This is a genomic window from Bordetella avium (genome assembly GCF_034424645.1).
Taxonomy (GTDB): domain Bacteria; phylum Pseudomonadota; class Gammaproteobacteria; order Burkholderiales; family Burkholderiaceae_B; genus Bordetella; species Bordetella avium.
This window is the reverse complement of record NZ_CP139969.1, coordinates 2,924,112-2,944,090: the sequence shown is the minus strand read 5'-3', so window position 1 is coordinate 2,944,090 and position 19,979 is coordinate 2,924,112. Positions and strand designations below refer to the sequence as shown.

Here is a 19,979-nt window from a genome sequence, read left to right as displayed (position 1 = left end):
TACCATGTACCGGCTTGTCCGCGCGCCCAGTCTTTTGTTGGCCCAGCATTGGCTGAACCTACTGCGTCAGGCACGGGTGTCCGCCGAGCTGCATAACCAGCATCTGCAAGGGGTGATGGGCGAAATTCCGGTGGATCAGTGCGGGCCGGAGATCTGGATCGAACGTGAGTCCGACCGCGATTTCGCCATGCGTTTGATTGGCCTTGAGCCCGCAGCCGAGGCGGCGGCCTTGCCCTGGACCTGCCCGCGCTGCGCAGAGGTCCTGGAAGCGCAGTTCAGCGAATGCTGGCGCTGCGGCACCGAGCGTCCCTGAGCTTCAGCGCTGTGTGCCGCGCTCCTTCTTGTTTGCGGCCTTCATCAGGTATTTGGGGGCTTCCTGATAGCCCAGCCGCTCATAGAATCCGTGCGCCGCATTGCGGTCTTCGTGGCAATGCAGCTCGATGCGGTCACAGCCTCGGGCCCGGGCGGCGGCATGGACGGCGGCTTCGAGCAGCGCTCCCGCCCCCATCCCGCGTGCTTCGCTGGCGACACAGCAATAACTGATGCGGCAGAAATCCTGGGGCAGCCCCAATTGCGGGATGAAATGATAGGAAATGAACCCGATTACCGCCTGCCCGCGTTCGGCGACAACAATGCCGGCGTCAGGGTGGTCGAGCAGCTGCGTCAGGCGCCGGGCCAGAAAGCCCTCGGCGCCCGGATAGCCCAATTGGTCGAGCAGTTCGGCGATCCGGTCACCGTCAGCCCGGTTGGCGGCGCGCAGGCGCATGGCGCACTCCTTGAAAAAGCTTCTGGTATAGCGCGCTGGCATGACGGTTTGATGTCTGTCATGAAAGCGCAGCCTTTTTCGCCTCAGGGACCCGGGGCCAGTGTTTTGAGTTTGCGCAGTTCGGGGAACCACCACATCCATAGCCCGGCGACTGCCATCGTGCCCAGGCCACCCAGCACAACGGCCGGCACCGTGCCCAGCAGCGCCGCCGTCAGGCCCGATTCAAACTCGCCCAGTTGATTGGACGCGCCGACAAAAAGCGTGTTCACGGCGCTGACCCTGCCGAGCATCTCATCAGGGGTGTGCAACTGGACCAGCGAAGAGCGCACCACCACGTTGATCGAGTCGGCCGCGCCCAGCACGGCCAAGGCGGCAAGCGAGACCGGGATGGAGGTCGACAGGCCGAAGGCCACGGTCGCTATGCCGAACAGCATCAGGGCGCCGAACAGCATGCGGCCGACATGTTCGCCCATGGTCAGCCGGGCCAGCGCCAGCGAAGTCAAGGCCGCGCCCAGGGCCGGGGCGGCGCGCAGGGCGCCCAAGGCCCAGGGGCCGGCATCCAGAATGTCTTTGGCGAAAACCGGCAAGAGCGCGGTCGCGCCGCCCAGCAGCACGGCGAACAGATCCAGAGAAAGGGTGCCGAGCAGAATGCGGCGGCTGGCGATAAAGCGGATGCCGGCAAAGAGGGTGTGCCAGGTGGTGGGCGCCTTGTGCGCCGGCGGGCGTTGCGTGCGCACGCGCAGAATGGACACCAGCCCGACGCCATAGATCAGCGAAGCGGCGCAATACACCCAGCCCGTGCCGATGCCATAGCCGATGCCGCCCAGCGCCGGGCCGGCGATCTGGGCGATCTGGTTGGAAGACGCCGACAGCGCAGTGGCGCGCGGAATCCCGTCGCGCGGCACGATGGCCGGAATCAGGGTGGGCAGGGTCGGGGCCTCGAAGGCGCGCGCCGAACTCATCACGATCACGGTGGTGTAGATGAGGGCCGTGCCTCCGAAGCCGTGCAGGGCGGCCGCAGCCAGCACTAGCGTGGCCAGGGCTTCCAAGGCCATGCAGATGGCCACGATGCGCCGCCGGTCGTAGCGGTCGGCGACATGCCCGACCACCAGGGTCAAACACATCATGGGCAGGAACTGAGCCAGCCCGATCAGCCCCAGGTCCAGCGCGCTGCCCGACAGGGCATAGACTTGCCAGCCCACCGCCACAGATACGATTTGATAGGACAGCGAGGCGCAGAAACGGGCAGCGAGGAAGCGGCGCAATGAGGGGCTGGAGAGCGGATCGGCGGCCGTGGACATGGGGGCGGCTAGGGAAGCGAAGCCCGGCCGCCTCCCGGCTGAGGCAGGGGCGCGGTTAGCGCTTTTAAGTGGATAGGCGCGTGGATAAACACGCGCCGGCATTCAGATCACGCCGCTCAATGCGATGACGGTCACGAGGGCGATAAGCGGCCCCACGATGGTGACCACCGCGATATCGCCATAGGAGCTGCGGTGCGTCAGGCGGCAGATCGCCAGCAGCGTGATGATGGCCCCGGATTGCGGCAGGGTGTCCATGCTGCCCGAGGCCAGCACTGCCACGCGGTGCAGCAGCTCGGGGCTGATGCCAGCCTTATGGGCCATGGCTAGATAGTCGGCCCCCAGGGTCTGTAGCGCGATGCTCATGCCGCCAGAAGACGAGCCCGTAATGCCCGCCAGTGTGCCCATGGCGATGGCCTCGGAAATCAGCGGGTTGCCGGGCGAGACGTTCAGGACTGCGTCGCGGATGAGAGCGAAGCCCGCCAGGCTAGCGATGACCGCGCCGTAACCGACTTCCGATGCCGTATTGAACAAGGGCAGCATGAATCCGAACACCCCCTTGTTGACGGTTTCGCGCAGCCCCTTCCAGTGCTTGAGGCGCATCAGGATCAGCACCGTGCAGGAGGTGGCCAGCGCGATGATCAGCGCCCACAAACCCGCCATCTTGGAGGGGTCCAGGCCAGGATGCTGTTTTTCGAGGGGGCCGAAATCCATGCGCGGGAATACGATGTAGGTGAACAGGGCATTGATGCCGATCACCAGCAGCAGGGGCAGCAGAGCCTGGGCCAGCGGCACTTTCGGGCGCTCTTCGTCGTGCGAGGCTTCTTCGGTGTGTTGGCCATAGCCCTCGTTGGCCACTCTCGCACGCTTGGCGCGGCTGAGCAGCCACGCCATGCCCACGCCCAGCATGATGACCCCCGCGATGGTGCCCAGCAGGGGCGCGGCAAACACATTGGTGCCGAAATAGGGGATGGGCAGCGCGTTCTGGATGGACGGCGTGCCGGGCAGGGCCGTCATCGTGAAGGTGAAGGAACCCAGCGCGATGGAGGCCGGGATCAGTCTTTTGGGGATGTTGGCGTCACGAAACAGCACTGTGGCGATGGGATACACCGCGAAAGCCACTACGAACAGCGACACCCCGCCGTAAGTCAGCACGGCGCAGGCCAGCACAACGGTCAGGATGGCGTGGCGCGTGCCGAGTTTGTCGGTGATCCTGCGGGCGATGGCCTGGGCTGCGCCGGAGTCCGACATGAGCTGGCCGAACAGCGCACCCAGCAGAAAGATGGGCAAAAACTGAATGACATAGCCGCCCAGGGCGTGCATAAAGGTCTGGGTATAGGCCGGCAACAGAACGGTGATGTCCCCTGACATCACCACGGCCAGCGCCGCCATGATGGGTGCCAGGATCAGTACCGTGATGCCTCGGTAGGCGAAGTACATGAGCAGAAGCAGCGAGACGACGATTGCCAGTATTCCCATCGGTGCAGAGTCCTTTCTGAACTTGAAACAACAGGGCGCGGCGGCGCCCATGCAGTGCCGCGCAGAGTAGGTAGCTTACTGTTTTATGTCGACGTTACTTAGACTGATACGCACGGCTTTATTGCGTCAAATCATGACACGGCGCCAGGACAAACCGTAGTCCCAACCTGCTGTTATGGTAGGTATCCTTGCTCTCTGTCTCTATTCCGCAGACGCATCCTAGGCGTAGACTGGCTCTCTCCTATTGCTGGAGCCGCTCATGCGCATCCTGGGTAAAGCCTCTTCCATTAACGTTCGCAAGGTGTTGTGGGCCTGCGACGAACTCAACCTTCGCTACACGCGGGAGGATTGGGGTGCCGGCTTTCGACCCACGGCCGAGCCCGATTTCCTGGCCCTCAATCCCAATGGCCAGGTTCCTGTCGTTGTCGATGGCGATTTCGTGCTGTGGGAGTCCAACAGTATTCTGCGTTATCTGGCCAATCAGTATCAGGGTGAGTGCTTGTATCCACGGTCTGCCCGAGAGCGGGCGCGGGTGGACCAATGGTTGGACTGGCAGGCCACCGATCTGAATTCGGCCTGGCGTTATGCCTTCATGGCCCTGGTGCGGCGTGCGCCGGGCTATCAGGACGCAGCCCTGATCGAGGCTTCCTGCCAGGCCTGGCTCGGGGCCATGCTTGTGTTGCAGGCCCGCCTGGCCGAGACCGGCGCTTATGTGGCGGGCGAGCGTTTCAGTCTGGCCGATATCGCCATCGGGCTGTCCGTACTGCGCTGGCGGGCCACCGAGTTCGAGCGTCCGGCGCTGCCGGGGATCGACGCCTATTGTGATCGCCTGAGCCGGCGCGCCGGTTTTTCGGCCTGGGCCGAGCCTCGCTAGCGAGGCAGGGCAGCTTGGCGCGCGGCCTGCCACTCTTGCGCCAGGGTCGCGACCAAGGCTGCGGCGGGCAGACCGCGCGACAGCGCGGCGGCCTGCCCGGCCCATTGCGCGGCGTAGCCGTTGTCGCCCCGTGATTTGGCAGCGGCGTTCAGGGCTTTGCCCGCGTCGTAGGTGATGGGATAGTCGGGGATGGGCGGGCAGTCCGGCGCTTCTCCTAGTTCCGTGAAGCGGTTGACGATGCAGCGCGCCAGACGGCCGGAGATGGCGCTTGTGAAGGTGGTGGCCACAACATCATGGCCCAGCAGCGCGGCGCGGTAGGCCGCATCGGCCGAGGATTCCGGGCAGGAGATAAAGGCCGTGCCGAGTTGAGCGGCCTGGGCGCCCAGGGACAGCGCGGCGGCGACGCCCTGGCCGTCCATGATGCCGCCCGCAGCGATGACGGGCCGATCCACGCCGGCGGCCAGCAAACGGGTCAGGGCCAGCGTGCCCAGGCGGTGGTCGCGCGGGGTGTCATCAAACACACCGCGATGGCCGCCCGCTTCGATGCCTTGCGCCACGATGGCGTCGATTCCGGCTTCGGCGATGCGGCGGGCTTCGGAAAGCTGGGTGGCGGTCGCCATCAGGTAGATGCCGGCGGCGCGCAGCGCCTCGAGTTTCTTGCGCTCGGGCAGGCCGAAATGCAGGCTGACGACCGCCGGCCGGGTTTCCAGCAGCATATCCAGCATATCGTCATCGACCTGAAAGCTGGTGTAGATCTCGGTGATGCGTTCCGGAGGGGCGGCGCCAAAGCTTGCGAAGTGGGGGGCCAGTCCGGCGAGCCAGGCGCTTTCACGTGCTGGATCGGCCACCGCCGGACGATGACAAAACAGATTCACGCCAAAGGGGCGGGAGGTCAGCGCGCGGGTAGCCTCGATCGCTTTGCGCGCCGTCGGGGCATTGCTCGCGCCCAAGCCCAGCGACCCCAGAGCGCCGGCATTGGAGACGGCGGCGGCCAGGGCGGGCGTGCTGACGCCCGCCATCGGAGCCTGAATGATGGGCCATTGCAGCCCCAGGCGGGAAAGGAAGTCGGAACGCGGCATACAAGGTCTCCGGAGGTCAGTCGCGCAAGGCGGACAACAAGGCTTGATAGTTGGCGCTGTCCTGGCCTTTGCGACGGATGAGAAAGCAGTGCGCGGGGCCAATGACGCGCGAAGGCGGCGTCAGCGTTTGCAGATCGAGCACGGAACGCGGCAGAACGGCCATGGCCGAACCCGCCATCACGCAGGCCAGAATGGCGTGGTAAGAGCCCAACTCCAGCATCTGTAGGCGGGCCGGGTCTTCGCCGGCGTCGCGCAGCCATTGTTCGGCGCGGTCGCGATAGGCGCAGCCGCGGGCGAAGGTGGCGAGCGCGCGTGGCGCGGCATTGCCGGGCGGCGTGATCAGCAGCAATTCTTCCGTGAACAGATAATCGCCTTCGAGCGCTGCACCCAGGGCTTCGTCCAGCCTGGCGCCGGGGGGCTGGGCGCTGGGGTAGGCGACGATGGCGCAGTCCAGTGCATGGCTGGTGACGGCGTCGGCGAGAAAACGCGTAGTGCCGGTGCGCAACTGAATTTCTACCGCAGGCCAGCGGGCGTGCAGCCGGGCCAGCGGCAGCGGCAGGCGGCTGGCTGCCGTGCTTTCCATCGAGCCCAGGCGCAGGCGGCCCTGCGGCCCGGCCGCGCGCAAGGCCTGCTCGGCCTCGTCGGCCAACGCCAGGAGACGCTGCGCGTAGTCCTCTAGCCGGCGGCCGGCGTCAGAGAGCGTCATGCGTTTGTGCTCGCGCATGAACAAGGCCTGGCCCAGATGATCTTCCAGCTGCCGGATGCGGGTCGTGACATTCGAGGGCACGCGGTCTAGCGCCTGAGCGGCTCGCGTCACGCTTTGTTCGCGGGCCACGGCCAGAAAAATCCTGAGATCGGAGAGGTCCATGCTTTCTTCCCCATGCTCAGCCGAGCATGGCACTAAATTCTTAAAAAAAGAATAAAAATAAAATATCGTTCATTATTGCAGAATATTGGCTCGCAGGCGGCAGCGGTATGATCGTGCCAGCGCTGTTTTCAAGGACGCATCATGCAAGACTGGCTGACCGCTCTGCCCAAAGCGGAACTACATATCCATCTCGAGGGGGCGCTGGAGCCCGAGCTGCTGTTCGCGCTGGCGCAGCGCAATGGCGTGACACTGCCCTGGCCCGATATCGATGCGTTGCGCCAGGCCTATCAGTATCAGAACTTGCAGGAATTCCTCGATCTGTATTACCAGGGCGCGCATGTCCTGCGCACCGAGCAGGACTTCTACGATCTCACTTGGGCCTATCTGCGCAAATGCGCCGAGCAGGGCGTCACCCACACCGAGCCTTTTTTCGATCCCCAAACGCATACCGACCGCGGCGTGCCGTTTCAGGTCGTGTTGAGCGGTATTCAGGCCGCGCTGGCCGATGGGCGGCGCGATTTGGGCATACAAAGCGGCTTGATCCTGAGCTTTTTGCGGCACCTGCCCGAGGAGGCCGCGATGCGCACGCTTGATGAGGCGCTGCCTTATCGCGATGCGTTTATTGCGGTCGGCCTGGACAGCAGCGAGGCCGGTTTTCCGCCGCGCCTGTTCGAGCGCGTATTCGCCCGAGCGCGGGCCGAAGGCCTGCCGGCCGTGGCCCATGCGGGCGAAGAGGGGCCGCCCGAGTACATCTGGGAGGCCTTGGAGCGTTTGCAGGTCAAGCGTATCGACCACGGTGTGCGGGCCTGGGAAGACCCGCGTCTGATCGCGCATCTGGTCGATACGCAAATACCCTTGACGGTCTGTCCTTTGTCCAATGTGCGCTTGCAGGTTTTCGAGCACATGGGGCAGCACAATGTGCTCGAGATGCTGGAGCGGGGGCTGAATGTTTGCATCAACTCCGATGACCCGGCTTACTTCGGCGGCTATGTGCTGGAGAATTTCATGGCCCTGCGCGAACACCTCGGCATGAGCCAGGAGCAGGCCCGCCGGCTGGCGGCTAACAGCCTGGCCAGCGTATTGACCGCCTGATTTCAGGCCGCGTCGAGATCCCGCAGGCGCAAGAGGTTTGCCACGACCGCCGAAGGCGCACGGCCAGACCCCGCACCGCACACCCTGCGTGCTTTCGAGCGCGCAGGCCTGGGCGAGGAGTTCAAGACGGCAACTAAGCAGGTGGGCTAAGGCCGCCAGGCAGCCTCATGCATGACAGCAAACGCCGGGCTAGCCCGGCGTTTGCCTGTTTGCGTCGGAGTAGAATGCCGGACTAGTTCACTCTAGGGGGAGTATTGCCATGTCTAAACTTCGAGTTGCCCTGGCCATCGCTGGCCTGGTCGCCAGCGCCGCCGTGTCGGCGCAAACCACTTTGCGCATTGGTCTGCAAGATGATCCTGATGTGCTGGACCCCGCGCGCGCGCGCACTTTCGTGGGCCGCCTGGTGTTCGCTTCGCTGTGTGACCGTCTGGTGGATATCACACCCGATCTGAAGTTCGTGCCGCAACTGGCCGAATCCTGGTCTACCTCTGAGGACGGCAAAGCCCTGACTTTCAAGTTGCGCAAGGGCGCGGTCTATCATGACGGCAACCCCATCGATGCCGCTTCGGTCAAGGCCAACCTCGAGCGCGCCATGACGCTGCCCGACAGCAACCGCAAGAGCGAGCTCTCCTCCGTCGCCAGCGTTGAAGCGCCCGATGCCCAGACCGTCGTGCTACACCTGAAACAGGCCGACGCCTCGTTGCTGTCGCAGCTTTCCGACCGCGCCGGCATGATGATTTCGCCGGCCACCTTCGACAAGGACCCCGGCAGCAAGCCGGTGTGCTCCGGGCCTTACCGTTTCAAAGAGCGCGTGCAAAACGACCGCATCGTGCTGGAAAAATTTCCGCAATACTGGGATGCCGGCCACTACCACTTTGACCAGTTGGTGTTCACGCCGATTCCGGACTCCACCGTGCGCCTGAACAATCTGCGCTCCGGCGGCCTGGACATTGTCGAACGTATCGCGCCGACCGACGCCGATGCGGTCAAGAGCGATTCCAAGCTGGCCCTGGCTCCGGTCACGGGCCTGGGTTTTCAGGCCATCGCGGTGAACATCGCCAACGGCGACCGCGTTAGCGCGCCGTTCAAAGACGCCCGCGTGCGTCAAGCGCTGGATCTGGCCATTGACCGCGACGTGATCAATCAGGTCGTGGGGCAGGGCATGTTCCAGCCCGCCCACCAGCCGTTCTCGCCGGCCAGCTTCGCCTACGATACGGCCGTCGAACACAAGGGCCGCGACCCGAAGAAGGCGAAGGCGCTGCTCAAAGAAGCAGGCTATGACCGCGTCAAGTTCGAGCTGACCTACGGCAACAACACCACCATGCAACAGGTCATGGAGCTGATCCAGGCCATGGGCGCCGAAGCGGGTTTTGATATCTCGCTGCGCCCTTTGGAGTTCGCCGCCATGCAATCCGCGTTGTCGCGTGGTGATTTCCAGGTGGGTCAAACCGGCTGGTCGGGCCGTGTCGATCCTAGCGGCAATATCCATCAGTATGTGAGCTGCAAGGGCAATCTGAACGATGGCCGTTTCTGCGACGCCGAGATCGACAAGTGGCTTGAAGAAGCCCGCGCTATCTCCGACGAGGGCAAGCGCCGCGAGCTCTACAGCAAGGTGCTGCAAAAGATGACCGTTGAGCGTCCCCAGATCTATCTGTACTACCTGCCGTGGGTGTTCGGTACGCAGAAGAAGGTCGAAGGTTTCGTGCCCTATCCTGATGGCCTGATCCGCCTGAAGGACGTCAAGCTGACCAAGAAGTAATCATGGATACGCGCATGTTCACGACCCGTCCGGAGATTCTGGGCAGCTTTGGCGTGGTGACGTCCACGCACTGGCTGGCCAGCGCCAGCGGCATGAGTCTGCTGGAGCGGGGCGGTAACGCCTTCGATGCGGCAGTGGCGGCCGGTTTCGTGCTGCAAGTGGTTGAACCGCATCTGGTCGGCCCGGCTGGCGAGGTGCCGGTAATCTTCCACTCGGCCCGCACCGGCAAGACCGAAGTGCTGTGCGGCCAGGGCTGCACACCGGCTGGCGCCACGCTGGAGCACTATCGTGGCCTGGGCCTGGATCTGATTCCTGGCAACGGTTTGCTGCCTGCCGTGATTCCGGGCGCTTTCGACGCCTGGATGCTGCTGCTGCGCGATTACGGGTCGATGCGCGTGCGCGATGTTCTTGAACCGGCGATTTTTTATGCCGAATCCGGCCATGCGCTGATGCCTCGCATCAGCAATACGATTGCCGGCTTGAAAGACTTCTTCGAGCAACACTGGCCCAGTACGGCCGAGGTCTACCTGCCCGGCGGGCAGGTGCCTCGCGCCGGAAAGCTGTTCCGCAATCCGGCGCTGGCGCGCACCTGGCGCCGGGTGCTCGAAGCCGCCGAGGCGGTGGGCGCCGATCGCGAACGCCAAATCGACGCCGCTCGCGATGCCTTTTATCGCGGCTTTATCGCCGATGCCATTGACCGTTTCGTCCAGAACGAAGTCATGGATGAAAGCGGCCGGCCGCAGCGCGGCGTGCTGCGCGCCAGCGATATGGCGGGCTGGTCAGCCAGCTACGAAGCGCCGCTGACCTACGATTACGGCGACTACACTGTCGCCAAAGCCGGCGCCTGGAGCCAGGGGCCGGTATTCTTGCAAACGCTGGCCCTGCTCAAGGGCGCAGATCTGGGCGCCATGGGCGCCAACAGTGCGGCCTTCATTCACCACGTGACCGAGGCCATGAAGCTGGCTTTCGCCGACCGCGAGGTGTATTACGGCGATCCCAGCTTTACCGAGGTGCCGCTCGATATCCTGTTGTCGGATGCGTATAACGATGCGCGCCGGGCCCTGATCGGCGAAGCCGCCTCGCATGAGTTGCGGCCGGGTCAGGTGCCGGGCTTCGAGGCCCAGTTGGCCCGCGTGATGGATACGCTGTCGCGTCTGTCCAAGGTCACGCCGGTCGGTGCGGGCGGCAACGAACCCACGCTTGCCGACATGCGGGCATCAGTTAAACGAGGCGATACCACCCACGTCGATGTGATCGATCGTTGGGGCAATATGGTGTCGGCCACGCCTTCGGGAGGCTGGTTCCAGTCCTCGCCCATTATTCCCGAGCTGGGCTTCGGCCTGAATACCCGCGCTCAGATGTTCTGGCTGGAACCGGATCTGCCATGCACGTTGGCGCCGGGCAAGCGCCCGCGCACCACGCTTACGCCGTCGCTGGCCCTGCGCAGCGGCAAACCCTATATGGTGTTCGGCACGCCGGGCGGAGACCAGCAGGAGCAATGGCAGATGTTGGTGTTCCTGCGTCATGTGCATCATGGGCTCAATCTGCAAGAGGCCATCGACCAGCCCATGTCGCACACCCAGCATTTCCCGACCTCTTTCTACCCGCGTGACCGCAAGCCCGGGCATTTGGCTGTCGAGGCCAGCTTTGGTCCCGAGGTGATCGAGGATCTGCGCGCGCGCGGCCACCAGATCGAGCAAGCCCCTGCCTGGAGTGTTGGCCGTGTAACCGCCGCCGCACTCGATGAGGATGGCCTCTTGCATGCCGCGGCGACGCCGCGCCTTATGCAGGCCTACGCTATCGGCCGCTAACGCCGCCATGGCCGGTTCGCTCTTTGATCCGCCGCCCAAGCGAACACCGGTGCGCGTGAATACGCTGGCATGGGTGTTCGAGGCGCTGGAGCGCGAGCCGGCTTATGCGCGGCGCAAGATGTTTGGCTGCGAAGCCGCCTACCTGGATGAACGCCTGCATCTGTTGGCCGCAGATCGTGGCGGCAGCTTTGACGGTCTGCTGGTCTGCACTTCGCAGGAACATCATCCCTCGCTGATGGCGGCGTTTCCTGGCCTGCATCCGCATCCTGAGTTAAGAAAATGGCTGTATCTGCCGCAGAGCCACGAAGATTTTGAAGCGCTGGCCGCCGCCATCGTCAGCCTGGCGCGGGCGCGTGATGCGCGCATCGGCGTAGCGCCCCGTCCCAAAAAGCGGCGCCTCGGTTAAGCGCCGCCCGTGTACCGGTAAGCGACGTCCCACTCGGATTCGCCCACCTTCTCGAAACCCTGCGCCAGATAGAAGGCATTCGAGCGGCTGCCCCTGAGCGCGGTCAGTTCGATGCTGGCGCCCAGGGCGCGTGCGCGGCTGCGGAGTTGCGCAAGCACTGCTGAGCCAATACCCCGTCCGCTGTGATCGGGATGCAGATAAAAATGCGCAAGCCGCCAAACAGGCTGGCGGTCATCCAGAATAAAGAACCCCACCCGCTCGCCGTCTGCCTCGATGTGGCGCGTAAGCGCCGGGTCGAAACTGGCGCGCAGCCGTTCGCGCGAGCGCGCCGGGTCATAGCGGCCCAATGCCTCCAGGCTGGGGCGCATGGCGGCCCGCCGCAACTCGGCGAGCGCGTCGAAATCGGCTTCTTGGGCAAGCGGGGTATGCAGCAGCATGGCGGGTTTCCCATGGCGGGCTTTTGTCGGGCGGGCTCCAGAGAATCTGCCACAGCCCCGGCGCCATGGCCAGCCCGATCTCAAAGGCGCGCGGCAATAGGGCCGCGCGCCTGTTGTCGCCAGGCCGCGACGGGCCTGGCGCCTATGCACACTCCTGAGCACGGGTCGCGTCAGAAGTTGCGCCCGGATCAGTGCCCCGCGCTGCCGGCCTCGCGGCTGGCTTCGAACAGGAACCAGGTGCGGCGTTCCGTTTCGTCGATCCAGTTTTCCAGCAGGCTGGAGCTGGCGATGTCGTGATGTTCGTCGGTAATGTTGTGCGCTTCGCGCAAAGCGGCGGCTAGCGCTTTGTTGTCCTCGCGCAGCTCGGCCAGCATGTCCAGCGGTTCAACGTAATCGGCATCGTTGTCCAGCACGCGTTGCGAGCGGGCGATGTGGCCGATGGAGCGCAGCGTGGTGCCGCCGATTTTGCGCACGCGCTCGGCCAAGGGATCGGTCATGGCGAACAGTTCGTCGCCCTGTTCGTCCAGCAAGAGGTGATAGTCGCGAAAGTGCGGGCCGCTCACATGCCAATGGAAATTCTTCGTCTTCAGATACAGGGCGAAAACATCGGCGAGCAATTGGTTGAGCGCGGCGGAGATGTCGCGGGTGGCGTCTTGCGCCAGATCAGTCGGGGTTGCAATAGGGCGTTTGCGGCGTTCGGTCGCCACGGCTTTCTGTTTCGTATCCAGCTTCTTGGCCATGCAAGTCACTCCTTTTAGGGGATTAAGACCGACTCAGTTCCGGCGCCTTGTTGCGCGCCAGCCTCCCTAATAGCGTAAACCCCAGGGGCAGGCTTTGCCAACTTCACATAGCCGACTTGCATTGAGCACAGGGATGGGCGAGGATGATTAGCGTCGAATGACGACACACATCAACGGCAATCTCTATGCGGCCTAGGTTGCCGCCTTCCACGGAGTCATCAGCATGGAATGGAAAATCGCACGTAATGGTTGGGTGGGCGATCGCAATTTCGACGTCGAGCTTGCCGAAGAAGAGGCCGGCTATGTGCCGCGCGTGAAGGTCTTTGGTTTCCCGCCGATGGAGGTGCCGGGCGCGCCTTATCCCACGCAGGATCTTGCACTCAAGGCCGCCTTGGCCCGCCTGTCTGAAGAGTTCGACGAAGCGCCTCGTTTTGCTTGAGGTCGCTCAGGCGGCGGACTGCGCCGCCATCTAAGGCCGGCGCATCCTGTGCCGGCGGCGCCGGTTTGCTTCGCCGAGCGGTGTCGGCCGGCCAGCCTTGATCCCGTATCGCGTCGTGCAGGGTGAGCGCGCCGGCAGGCGCTCAGGGAGCTACGCGCTCAGGGCTTGGGCCGATGCCGCTCGGGCGGGCGAATCACGGCGAGCGCCTGCGGGCTATCGACCAGCACGCACTGCTTGCCAGTGCGCTTGCAATGATCGCGCACCAGCCAATAAGCGTCGTGGCTGATGCAGCCGGTCTGGCAGATGACCAGGTCGGCAGCACGCAGACTGGCCTCCAGGGCATCGTCTTCGCCTTCATGTTTCAGAAAGCGCCCGCCAGTGCTTTCCACCAACTGCCGGGCCAGACCTTCGGTGTTGCCATCTCCGCCCACGCAGAGCACGGCGCGGCCGCCCTGTCGCTGGCGGGTCAGCGAGCGGACCCGTTCGATCAGGTTTTCGACCTGCCGGGCCAGCGTTTTGCGGCGCGGCAGTCCGGCGTCGTTGCGCAGCGCCTGGCATTCCTCATCGGCCCAGGCCATGCGGGTGTCGCGCAGCACGACCGCGATGCGTGTCTGGAACAGGGCGTGTTCCAGCGAGGCGATCTGCTCGGCCTGGCGCCTCAGGCGTAGAGAGCAATCCGCCTGAATGCGGCCATAGGCCTGGAGAAGGGCGGCGTGCTCCGAGCGCAGTTGTTCGGTGTCGGAAAGCGTGGACATGCGGCCTCCAGAGAAACGGACGCGGGCCCAAGCCCGCAAAACGCATCATTATAATTAATAATCATTATCGTTTATGGGCGAGTAAGGTATCAGAACATCTGGCAAGGATGTAGGCCGTCTGCCCTACAATCCGGGCTGACGTCCTGATCGCAGCCTGGTTGGCAGGTTGCGGCGAACTCCGTTTTTCGCGGCGCGCTTTATTTATGCCTGGTAGTACCGCCATCTCCTTTTTGCGCACCTTGTGCAGCCTGCGCTGGTTCGCCATCGGCGGGCAGGCTGTTACGGTGCTGATCGCCAATGGTCTGTTGGACCTGCCCTTGCCGCTTGGCCCCCTGTGGGCCGGCGTCGGCACCCTGATGGCCTTCAACCTCTACGCCAGCCTGCGGCTGCGCGGCGCGCGCGATGTTTCCTATGCCACGGCCTTCGCCCATCTGATGGTGGACATGGTGGTGCTGGCCTGGATGGTGGGTTGGAGCGGCGGTATTACCAATCCCTTCGGCACGATGTTCCTGGTGCCGATTGCCCTGGCGGCTTTCGCCTTGCCGCGGGGCTGGGCTTTTGCCGCCGCACTGGCCTGTCTGGCGGGGTATACCGCAGCGGCCGTGCTGGGCCGGCCGCTGCTCAGCAGCGACGAATCTTATGTGCTGCTGCTCTGGGGACTGGGCGCCAACTTTCTGATCTCGGCGGGCGTGGTGCTGTATTTCTCGATCCGGCTGTCCGCCGACATGCGGGCCCGCGCTCGCGAGTTGGCACTGCTGCGCGAGCGCTTCACGCGCAACGAGGGTATTGTGGCGCTCGCCACCCATGCGGCCGCCATGGCGCATGAGCTCAATACGCCACTGGCCACCATGACCCTGCTGGCCGATGAGGTGCGCGATGAGGTCAGTGACGAGGGGGTTCGCGCCGATGTCGATACCCTGCGCGAGTTGCTGGCCCTGTGCCGCGAGCGTATCCGTAATCTGGCCGTGCCCACCGAGGTGGATCTGGTCAGAGTGGTGGGGCAATGGCGGCTGGTGCGTCCGACCATCGATCTGCGCCGCACGGGAAGTCTGCCGGAATCCCTGCGCGTCGAACCGGCCATTGCTCACCTGTTGCAGGCGCTGTTGAACAATGCGGCCGATGCCGGTGAAGAGGCCGGCGATCCCCGGGTAGACTTGCATCTCGAATACCGGAACGGGGCCTTGCGCGGCGAAGTGCGGGATCATGGGCGGGGGTTTGACCCGAACCACACCCTCTTGCCCGCCCTGTTCAATAGCAATAAGCCGGGCGGATTGGGGGTCGGATTGGCGTTATCCCACGCCACTGTAGAACAATTAGGGGGCGAAATGACGATTTCCGCAGCAGAAGGCGGGGGCTCCCGCACCAGTTTCCATTTGCCCCTGGGCGGTTCATCCCAGGCCTAGCAGGCGCCCGCATCGGCGGATAAATACAGTACTTCGGTGGTTTCTGGCTGCCGGCGCCACGATATCGCGCCAGCTTGCGTACTATTACTACTATGACGGAATCCCATTCCCCGGTCGGTCTGCTGATCGACGACGACGAGCTTTATGTGCGGACTCTGCAGCGCAGCCTGGCGCGGCGTGGGCTGGAGACGCATATCGCCTGCAATATCGCCGAAGCCTTGCGCCTGGCCGAAACCATTCGGCCGGCTTTCGCCTTGGTGGACCTGCGCCTAGGAGAAGATTCGGGTCTGACCCTGATTCGGCCCTTACGGGCTCTACGCGAAGATATGCGCATTTTGCTGGTCACCGGCTATGCCAGCGTCGCCACGGCCGTCGAGGCTATCAAGCGGGGCGCCGATGACTACTTGCCTAAACCGGCGACCGCCCCCATGATATTGAGAACGCTGGGTCTCATGAAAGCGGAAAGCGTGGCGATCGAAGACACCATGACGCCGCTGCACCGCCTGGAATGGGAGCACATCCAGCAGGCCCTGCACGAGACGGGCGGCAATGTGTCGGCCGCGGCGCGTTTGCTGGGCATGCATCGCCGCTCGCTGCAGCGCAAGCTGATGAAAAAACCCGGCCCCGAGCGCGATCCCGTCCTCGAGTAGCGTTTTCACGCCAATGCCCGCAGAAACATCTGCGTCATATTGTCGCAGCTCGTCATTCCGTCTGGGTGCCTATTATTACCCTGCTGACAAGCGTTTGGGGTCGTATTACCGCCTGGGACTTTTCCGGGGTGCGTCATTTTGTCGCACCCCCTCGGCGGCAGCACTGGCTACAGTCTAGCCCTTGATCAATGGTTCTGTGAGAAGTTCCCCTCAGTGTGAACGGACCCGCAGGGCAGCGAACCCTTTCTCCATCCATCCCAAGGCTGTACGTGAAACACCCCCACCTTGCGACTCTCGCGCGCGCGCTAGCTGTCGGCGCTGTCATGCTGCTAGGCGGCTGTTCGATGGAAATTCTCTCTCCCAAGGGAGACATCGGCGCCCAGGAAAAAACCCTGCTCCTCACCGCTCTCGGCTTGATGCTGTTGATCGTGGTGCCCGTCATTTTCATGACGCTCTACTTCGCCTGGAAGTACCGCGCCTCCAATACGGAAGCCGAATACCTTCCCAAGTGGTCGCACTCGACCCGGATCGAAGTCGTGGTCTGGACCATTCCCTGCATCATCATCGCCATCCTGGCCGTGCTGACCTGGAAGTCCTCGCACGCGCTGGACCCTTACCGGCCGCTGCAATCCGACGTCAAGCCGGTGACCATCGAAGTGGTGTCGCTGGACTGGAAGTGGCTGTTCATCTACCCCGATTACGACATCGCCACGGTGAACCAGATCGCCTTCCCGGTAAATACCCCGGTCAACTTCCGCATCACCTCGCAGTCGGTGATGAACTCCTTCTTCATTCCCCAGCTGGGCAGTCAGATCTACTCGATGTCCGGCATGGAAACCAAGCTGCACCTGAACGCGTTTGAAGTGGGCGATTACGCCGGCATTTCCGCGAACTACAGCGGCAGCGGGTTCTCTGGCATGCGCTTCCGTGCGCTGGCCATGACGCAGCAGGGCTTTGACGACTGGATCGCCAAGGCGCGCGCCTCGAATAATCCGCTCACCCCGGCGGTCTATGAGGCGCTGACCAAGCCGAGCGAAAACAATCCGGTGACGATGTACTCCGAAGTTCCGACGGGCATGTTCGACTTCATTGTGCATAACCAAATGAGCAAGATGGCCGGTGTCGACCCTGCGACGTGCACGCCCGCCACGAATAATCTGATCGCTGTTGCGGAGTAATTGATGTTCGGAAAACTCACCCTGGAGGCCATTCCGTACCATGAACCTATCGTCATGGTTACGCTGGCCGCTGTCGCCCTGGGAGGCCTCGCGCTCCTAGGCGCGATCACCTACTTCGGCAAATGGAAGTATCTGTGGACCGAGTGGCTTACCACCGTGGATCACAAGCGCATTGGCGTGATGTACATCATCGTCGCCCTGGTCATGCTGCTGCGCGGTTTTGCCGACGCCATCATGATGCGCACCCAACTGGCCGTCGCATCGGGCGATAACCCTGGCTTCCTGCCGCCGCACCACTACGATCAGATCTTCACCGCCCACGGCGTCATCATGATTTTCTTCATGGCGATGCCCTTCATCACGGGCCTGATGAACCTGATCGTGCCGCTGCAAATCGGCGCGCGCGACGTGGCCTACCCCTTCCTGAACTCGCTGAGCTTCTGGCTGTTCTCGGCCGGCGTGGCGCTGATCATGATGTCGCTGTTCGTGGGCGAATTCGCTGCGACCGGCTGGCTGGCCTATCCGCCGCTGTCCGGGCTGGAATACAGCCCGAGCGTGGGGGTGGACTACTATATCTGGGCACTGCAGATATCAGGGCTGGGTACGACACTTAGCGGCATCAACTTCATCGTCACCATCCTGAAGATGCGTGCGCCGGGCATGACCCTGATGAAGATGCCCGTGTTCACCTGGACTGCTCTGGTGACCAACATCCTGATCGTGGCCGCCTTCCCGGTGTTGGCCGCCACGCTGGCCCTGTTGACCGCCGATCGCTACATGGGCACGCACTTCTTCACGAACGACGGTGGCGGTAACGCCATGATGTACGTGAACCTGATCTGGATCTGGGGCCACCCCGAGGTCTACATCCTGATCCTGCCTTGCTTTGGCGCGTTCTCGGAAATCATCGCGACCTACTCGCGCAAGCCGTTGTTTGGCTACAAGTCCATGGTCTACGCCACGGCTGCGATCGGCGTGCTGTCCTTCCTGGTCTGGCTGCACCACTTCTTCACGATGGGCGCGGGGGCCAACGTCAACGCCTTCTTCGGCATCGCCACCATGATTATCTCCATCCCGACCGGGGTGAAGGTGTTCAACTGGTTGTTCACGATGTACAAGGGCCGCGTCGTGTTCACCACCCCGGTGCTCTGGACGGTCGGCTTCATGGTCACCTTTGTGATCGGCGGCATGACCGGCGTGCTGATGGCGATTCCGGCCGTGTCTTTCGTGCTGCACAACAGCCTGTTCCTCATCGCGCACTTCCACAACGTCATCATCGGCGGCGTGGTCTTCGGTTGTATCGCGGCGATGACCTACTGGTTCCCCAAGGCTTTCGGCTTCAAGCTGAATGAGCGTCTGGGCCGTTACTCCTTCTGGTGCTGGTTCATCGGTTTCTACCTGGCCTTTATGCCCCTGTACATCCTGGGCTTCAAGGGCATGACCCGCCGTCTGAACCACTACGACAACCCGGAGTGGCAGCCTTACCTGATCGTTGCCCTGATCGGCGCCTTCTTCATCGCCCTGGGCATCTGGTTCTTGTTGCAACAGGTGGTGATGTCTATCGTCGATCGCAAGAACAACCAGGATCTGACGGGCGACCCCTGGAATGGCCGTACCCTGGAGTGGGCGACTTCTTCGCCTCCGCCGTTCTATAACTTCGCTCACGTGCCCCACGTCGATTCGCTCGACCAGCACTGGGAAGATAAGGAGCGCGGTGTTGCCTTCAAGCAGCCCAAGACCTACGAAGACATCCACATGCCGCGCAATACCGCCGCAGGCATCTATATCGGCGCCTTTGGCCTGATCATGTCCTTCGGCCTCATCTGGCACATTTGGTGGCTGGCCATCGTGGGTCTGGTCGGCATGATCGGTTCCTTCATCGTCCGCGCCTTCGATCGCGATATCGACTACTACGTGCCTGCGGCCGAAGTCGAGCGAATCGAGAATGAATACTACGCCAAACTGCAAAAGGCGATCTGATCCACTATGACGCACGCTGTAGCCTCTCACTCTCAAGATGCCCACCACGGGCATGAGCACCACGACGATGGGTCCAAAACCGTTTTCGGTTTCTGGGTCTATCTGATGAGCGATTTGCTCATCTTCTCGGTGCTCTTCGCCACCTTCGCCGTGCTGTCCGGCGCGACGGCTGGCGGCCCGACCGGCCGCGATCTCTTCGACCTGAACTTTGTTCTGGTCGAAACCATGCTGCTGCTGATCTCCAGCTTCACGTTCGGCGTGGCCATGTTGAATATGTATGCCGGCAAGACCAACAAGGTCATCGCGTGGCTGGTCATCACCTTTATTCTGGGCGCAGGCTTTATCGCCATGGAACTCTATGAGTTCCAGCACCTGATCCATCAAGGTGCGGGCCCGGACCGCAGCGCCTATCTGTCGTCCTTCTTCTTCCTGGTCGGCACCCACGGTCTGCACGTCACCGCCGGTCTGCTGTGGATCATCATCATGATCATCATGGTGTGCCGCCATGGTCTGGATGCCACCAATAAGCGCCGTCTGGCTTGCCTGAGCCTGTTCTGGCACTTCCTGGACATCGTCTGGATCTGCGTCTTCACCTTTGTTTATCTCATGGGAGCCATCTGATGTCTGCTCATCACGACGCCGCCCACGCCGATGGCGGTCACGGCAGCCTGAAGTCGTACATCATTGGCTTCATTCTCTCCATCATCTTGACCTTGGGTTCTTTCTGGCTGGTCATGAATGGCACCTTCTCGCGTCCGCTCGTGCTGGGCGGAATCCTGGTGCTGTGCGTGGTTCAGTTGTTGGTGCAACTGGTGTTCTTCATGCACATGGGCACCGCCAAGAGCGAGCAGGACAACCTGTCGGCTTTCCTGTTTACGGTCATGATCATCGCCATCATTGTGGGTGGTTCGATCTGGGTGCTGCACAACATGAATGCCAACATGTTGCATCCCATGCCCTGATAC

At 63.0% G+C, this 19,979-nt stretch carries 21 protein-coding genes; 13 read left to right on the top strand and 8 right to left on the bottom strand.

The features are described 5' to 3' along the window. Nucleotides 1–4 precede the first annotated feature (4 nt). Nucleotides 5–313 carry a putative signal transducing protein gene (locus tag U0029_RS13625; RefSeq protein ID WP_114852407.1) on the top strand — a complete coding sequence of 103 codons (309 nt, stop codon included), beginning with the start codon at nucleotides 5–7 and terminating at the stop codon, nucleotides 311–313. Between the two features lie 3 nt (nucleotides 314–316). Here the strand turns inward: U0029_RS13625 and U0029_RS13620 are convergent, their stop codons facing one another. The 3 genes from U0029_RS13620 to U0029_RS13610 form a co-directional block, all read right to left on the bottom strand. After that, nucleotides 317–766 carry a GNAT family N-acetyltransferase gene (locus U0029_RS13620; protein WP_114852406.1) on the bottom strand — a complete coding sequence of 150 codons (450 nt, stop codon included), beginning with the start codon at nucleotides 764–766 and terminating at the stop codon, nucleotides 317–319. Between the two features lie 83 nt (nucleotides 767–849). Next, on the bottom strand, nucleotides 850–2,067 hold the full coding sequence (locus U0029_RS13615; protein WP_114852405.1) for an MFS transporter: 1,218 nt from the start codon (nucleotides 2,065–2,067) through the stop codon (nucleotides 850–852). A gap of 102 nt (nucleotides 2,068–2,169) precedes the next feature. Further along, entirely contained in the window at nucleotides 2,170–3,543 is a 1,374-nt protein-coding gene (locus U0029_RS13610; protein WP_114852404.1) for a GntP family permease, read from the bottom strand. 259 nt (nucleotides 3,544–3,802) lie between these two features. On the opposite strand from U0029_RS13610, the gene U0029_RS13605 reads away from it, so the two are divergent. Then, nucleotides 3,803–4,417, top strand: a complete 615-nt coding sequence (locus U0029_RS13605; RefSeq protein ID WP_114852403.1) for a glutathione S-transferase family protein — start codon at nucleotides 3,803–3,805, stop codon at nucleotides 4,415–4,417. Here the strand turns inward: U0029_RS13605 and U0029_RS13600 are convergent. Both U0029_RS13600 and U0029_RS13595 read right to left on the bottom strand, forming a co-directional pair. Beyond that, entirely contained in the window at nucleotides 4,414–5,496 is a 1,083-nt protein-coding gene (locus tag U0029_RS13600) for an NAD(P)H-dependent flavin oxidoreductase (RefSeq protein WP_012416466.1), read from the bottom strand. The two genes, U0029_RS13605 and U0029_RS13600, sit on opposite strands and share 4 nt — an antisense overlap. Nucleotides 5,497–5,512: 16 nt before the next feature. Continuing rightward, nucleotides 5,513–6,364, bottom strand: a complete 852-nt coding sequence (locus tag U0029_RS13595; RefSeq protein ID WP_114852402.1) for a LysR substrate-binding domain-containing protein — start codon at nucleotides 6,362–6,364, stop codon at nucleotides 5,513–5,515. Between the two features lie 141 nt (nucleotides 6,365–6,505). On the opposite strand from U0029_RS13595, the gene U0029_RS13590 reads away from it, so the two are divergent. The 4 genes from U0029_RS13590 (at nucleotide 6,506) to U0029_RS13575 (ending at nucleotide 11,432) form a co-directional block, all read left to right on the top strand. Next, a complete protein-coding gene (locus tag U0029_RS13590; protein WP_012416468.1) occupies nucleotides 6,506–7,456 on the top strand; it encodes an adenosine deaminase in 951 nt (316 codons plus the stop codon). A 259-nt stretch (nucleotides 7,457–7,715) separates the two neighbouring features. Continuing rightward, nucleotides 7,716–9,215, top strand: coding sequence for an ABC transporter substrate-binding protein (locus tag U0029_RS13585; RefSeq protein WP_012416469.1), 1,500 nt, complete (start codon nucleotides 7,716–7,718; stop codon nucleotides 9,213–9,215). 14 nt (nucleotides 9,216–9,229) lie between these two features. Next, nucleotides 9,230–11,026: a gamma-glutamyltransferase family protein gene (locus tag U0029_RS13580; protein WP_169507456.1), complete on the top strand. Its 1,797-nt coding sequence runs from the start codon at nucleotides 9,230–9,232 to the stop codon at nucleotides 11,024–11,026. A 7-nt stretch (nucleotides 11,027–11,033) separates the two neighbouring features. Then, entirely contained in the window at nucleotides 11,034–11,432 is a 399-nt protein-coding gene (locus U0029_RS13575) for a hypothetical protein (protein ID WP_012416471.1), read from the top strand. On the opposite strand, the gene U0029_RS13570 is transcribed toward U0029_RS13575, so the two are convergent. Together U0029_RS13570 and U0029_RS13565 are read right to left on the bottom strand one after the other, a co-directional pair. Continuing rightward, nucleotides 11,429–11,869, bottom strand: a complete 441-nt coding sequence (locus U0029_RS13570) for a GNAT family N-acetyltransferase (protein ID WP_012416472.1) — start codon at nucleotides 11,867–11,869, stop codon at nucleotides 11,429–11,431. The genes U0029_RS13575 and U0029_RS13570 overlap by 4 nt on opposite strands. 188 nt (nucleotides 11,870–12,057) lie before the next feature. Next, entirely contained in the window at nucleotides 12,058–12,609 is a 552-nt protein-coding gene (locus U0029_RS13565) for a Dps family protein (RefSeq protein ID WP_012416473.1), read from the bottom strand. 223 nt (nucleotides 12,610–12,832) lie between these two features. Here U0029_RS13565 and U0029_RS13560 point away from each other — a divergent pair, with 223 nt between their 5' ends. Beyond that, nucleotides 12,833–13,048 (top strand): hypothetical protein, encoded by a 216-nt coding sequence (locus U0029_RS13560; RefSeq protein WP_012416474.1) that lies wholly within the window; start codon nucleotides 12,833–12,835, stop codon nucleotides 13,046–13,048. 158 nt (nucleotides 13,049–13,206) lie between these two features. On the opposite strand, the gene U0029_RS13555 is transcribed toward U0029_RS13560, so the two are convergent. Continuing rightward, entirely contained in the window at nucleotides 13,207–13,803 is a 597-nt protein-coding gene (locus U0029_RS13555; protein WP_039052110.1) for a DUF2325 domain-containing protein, read from the bottom strand. 203 nt (nucleotides 13,804–14,006) lie between these two features. On the opposite strand from U0029_RS13555, the gene U0029_RS13550 reads away from it, so the two are divergent. The 6 genes from U0029_RS13550 (at nucleotide 14,007) to cyoD (ending at nucleotide 19,976) form a co-directional block, all read left to right on the top strand. Further along, nucleotides 14,007–15,206, top strand: a complete 1,200-nt coding sequence (locus tag U0029_RS13550; protein ID WP_012416476.1) for an ATP-binding protein — start codon at nucleotides 14,007–14,009, stop codon at nucleotides 15,204–15,206. Between the two features lie 92 nt (nucleotides 15,207–15,298). Next, entirely contained in the window at nucleotides 15,299–15,856 is a 558-nt protein-coding gene (locus U0029_RS13545; protein ID WP_012416477.1) for a response regulator transcription factor, read from the top strand. Between the two features lie 269 nt (nucleotides 15,857–16,125). Continuing rightward, entirely contained in the window at nucleotides 16,126–17,034 is a 909-nt protein-coding gene (gene cyoA, locus U0029_RS13540) for a ubiquinol oxidase subunit II (protein WP_114852400.1), read from the top strand. A 3-nt stretch (nucleotides 17,035–17,037) separates the two neighbouring features. Then, nucleotides 17,038–19,014: a cytochrome o ubiquinol oxidase subunit I gene (gene cyoB / locus U0029_RS13535; RefSeq protein ID WP_039052112.1), complete on the top strand. Its 1,977-nt coding sequence runs from the start codon at nucleotides 17,038–17,040 to the stop codon at nucleotides 19,012–19,014. A gap of 6 nt (nucleotides 19,015–19,020) precedes the next feature. Continuing rightward, nucleotides 19,021–19,635 carry a cytochrome o ubiquinol oxidase subunit III gene (gene cyoC / locus U0029_RS13530; RefSeq protein ID WP_012416480.1) on the top strand — a complete coding sequence of 205 codons (615 nt, stop codon included), beginning with the start codon at nucleotides 19,021–19,023 and terminating at the stop codon, nucleotides 19,633–19,635. After that, on the top strand, nucleotides 19,635–19,976 hold the full coding sequence (cyoD, locus tag U0029_RS13525; RefSeq protein ID WP_012416481.1) for a cytochrome o ubiquinol oxidase subunit IV: 342 nt from the start codon (nucleotides 19,635–19,637) through the stop codon (nucleotides 19,974–19,976). The genes cyoC and cyoD overlap by 1 nt, the downstream gene beginning before the upstream one ends. Nucleotides 19,977–19,979 lie beyond the last annotated feature (3 nt).

Bases quoted from the DNA above. Each gene is read 5' to 3' on its own strand.
- U0029_RS13625 (WP_114852407.1), top strand. From the start codon at position 5: ATGTACCGGCTTGTCCGCGCGCCCAGTCTTTTGTTGGCCCAGCATTGG.
- U0029_RS13620 (WP_114852406.1), bottom strand. From the start codon at position 766: ATGCGCCTGCGCGCCGCCAACCGGGCTGACGGTGACCGGATCGCCGAA.
- U0029_RS13615 (WP_114852405.1), bottom strand. From the start codon at position 2,067: ATGTCCACGGCCGCCGATCCGCTCTCCAGCCCCTCATTGCGCCGCTTC.
- U0029_RS13610 (WP_114852404.1), bottom strand. From the start codon at position 3,543: ATGGGAATACTGGCAATCGTCGTCTCGCTGCTTCTGCTCATGTACTTC.
- U0029_RS13605 (WP_114852403.1), top strand. From the start codon at position 3,803: ATGCGCATCCTGGGTAAAGCCTCTTCCATTAACGTTCGCAAGGTGTTG.
- U0029_RS13600 (WP_012416466.1), bottom strand. From the start codon at position 5,496: ATGCCGCGTTCCGACTTCCTTTCCCGCCTGGGGCTGCAATGGCCCATC.
- U0029_RS13595 (WP_114852402.1), bottom strand. From the start codon at position 6,364: ATGGACCTCTCCGATCTCAGGATTTTTCTGGCCGTGGCCCGCGAACAA.
- U0029_RS13590 (WP_012416468.1), top strand. From the start codon at position 6,506: ATGCAAGACTGGCTGACCGCTCTGCCCAAAGCGGAACTACATATCCAT.
- U0029_RS13585 (WP_012416469.1), top strand. From the start codon at position 7,716: ATGTCTAAACTTCGAGTTGCCCTGGCCATCGCTGGCCTGGTCGCCAGC.
- U0029_RS13580 (WP_169507456.1), top strand. From the start codon at position 9,230: ATGTTCACGACCCGTCCGGAGATTCTGGGCAGCTTTGGCGTGGTGACG.
- U0029_RS13575 (WP_012416471.1), top strand. From the start codon at position 11,034: ATGGCCGGTTCGCTCTTTGATCCGCCGCCCAAGCGAACACCGGTGCGC.
- U0029_RS13570 (WP_012416472.1), bottom strand. From the start codon at position 11,869: ATGCTGCTGCATACCCCGCTTGCCCAAGAAGCCGATTTCGACGCGCTC.
- U0029_RS13565 (WP_012416473.1), bottom strand. From the start codon at position 12,609: ATGGCCAAGAAGCTGGATACGAAACAGAAAGCCGTGGCGACCGAACGC.
- U0029_RS13560 (WP_012416474.1), top strand. From the start codon at position 12,833: ATGGAATGGAAAATCGCACGTAATGGTTGGGTGGGCGATCGCAATTTC.
- U0029_RS13555 (WP_039052110.1), bottom strand. From the start codon at position 13,803: ATGTCCACGCTTTCCGACACCGAACAACTGCGCTCGGAGCACGCCGCC.
- U0029_RS13550 (WP_012416476.1), top strand. From the start codon at position 14,007: ATGCCTGGTAGTACCGCCATCTCCTTTTTGCGCACCTTGTGCAGCCTG.
- U0029_RS13545 (WP_012416477.1), top strand. From the start codon at position 15,299: ATGACGGAATCCCATTCCCCGGTCGGTCTGCTGATCGACGACGACGAG.
- cyoB (WP_039052112.1), top strand. From the start codon at position 17,038: ATGTTCGGAAAACTCACCCTGGAGGCCATTCCGTACCATGAACCTATC.
- cyoC (WP_012416480.1), top strand. From the start codon at position 19,021: ATGACGCACGCTGTAGCCTCTCACTCTCAAGATGCCCACCACGGGCAT.
- cyoD (WP_012416481.1), top strand. From the start codon at position 19,635: ATGTCTGCTCATCACGACGCCGCCCACGCCGATGGCGGTCACGGCAGC.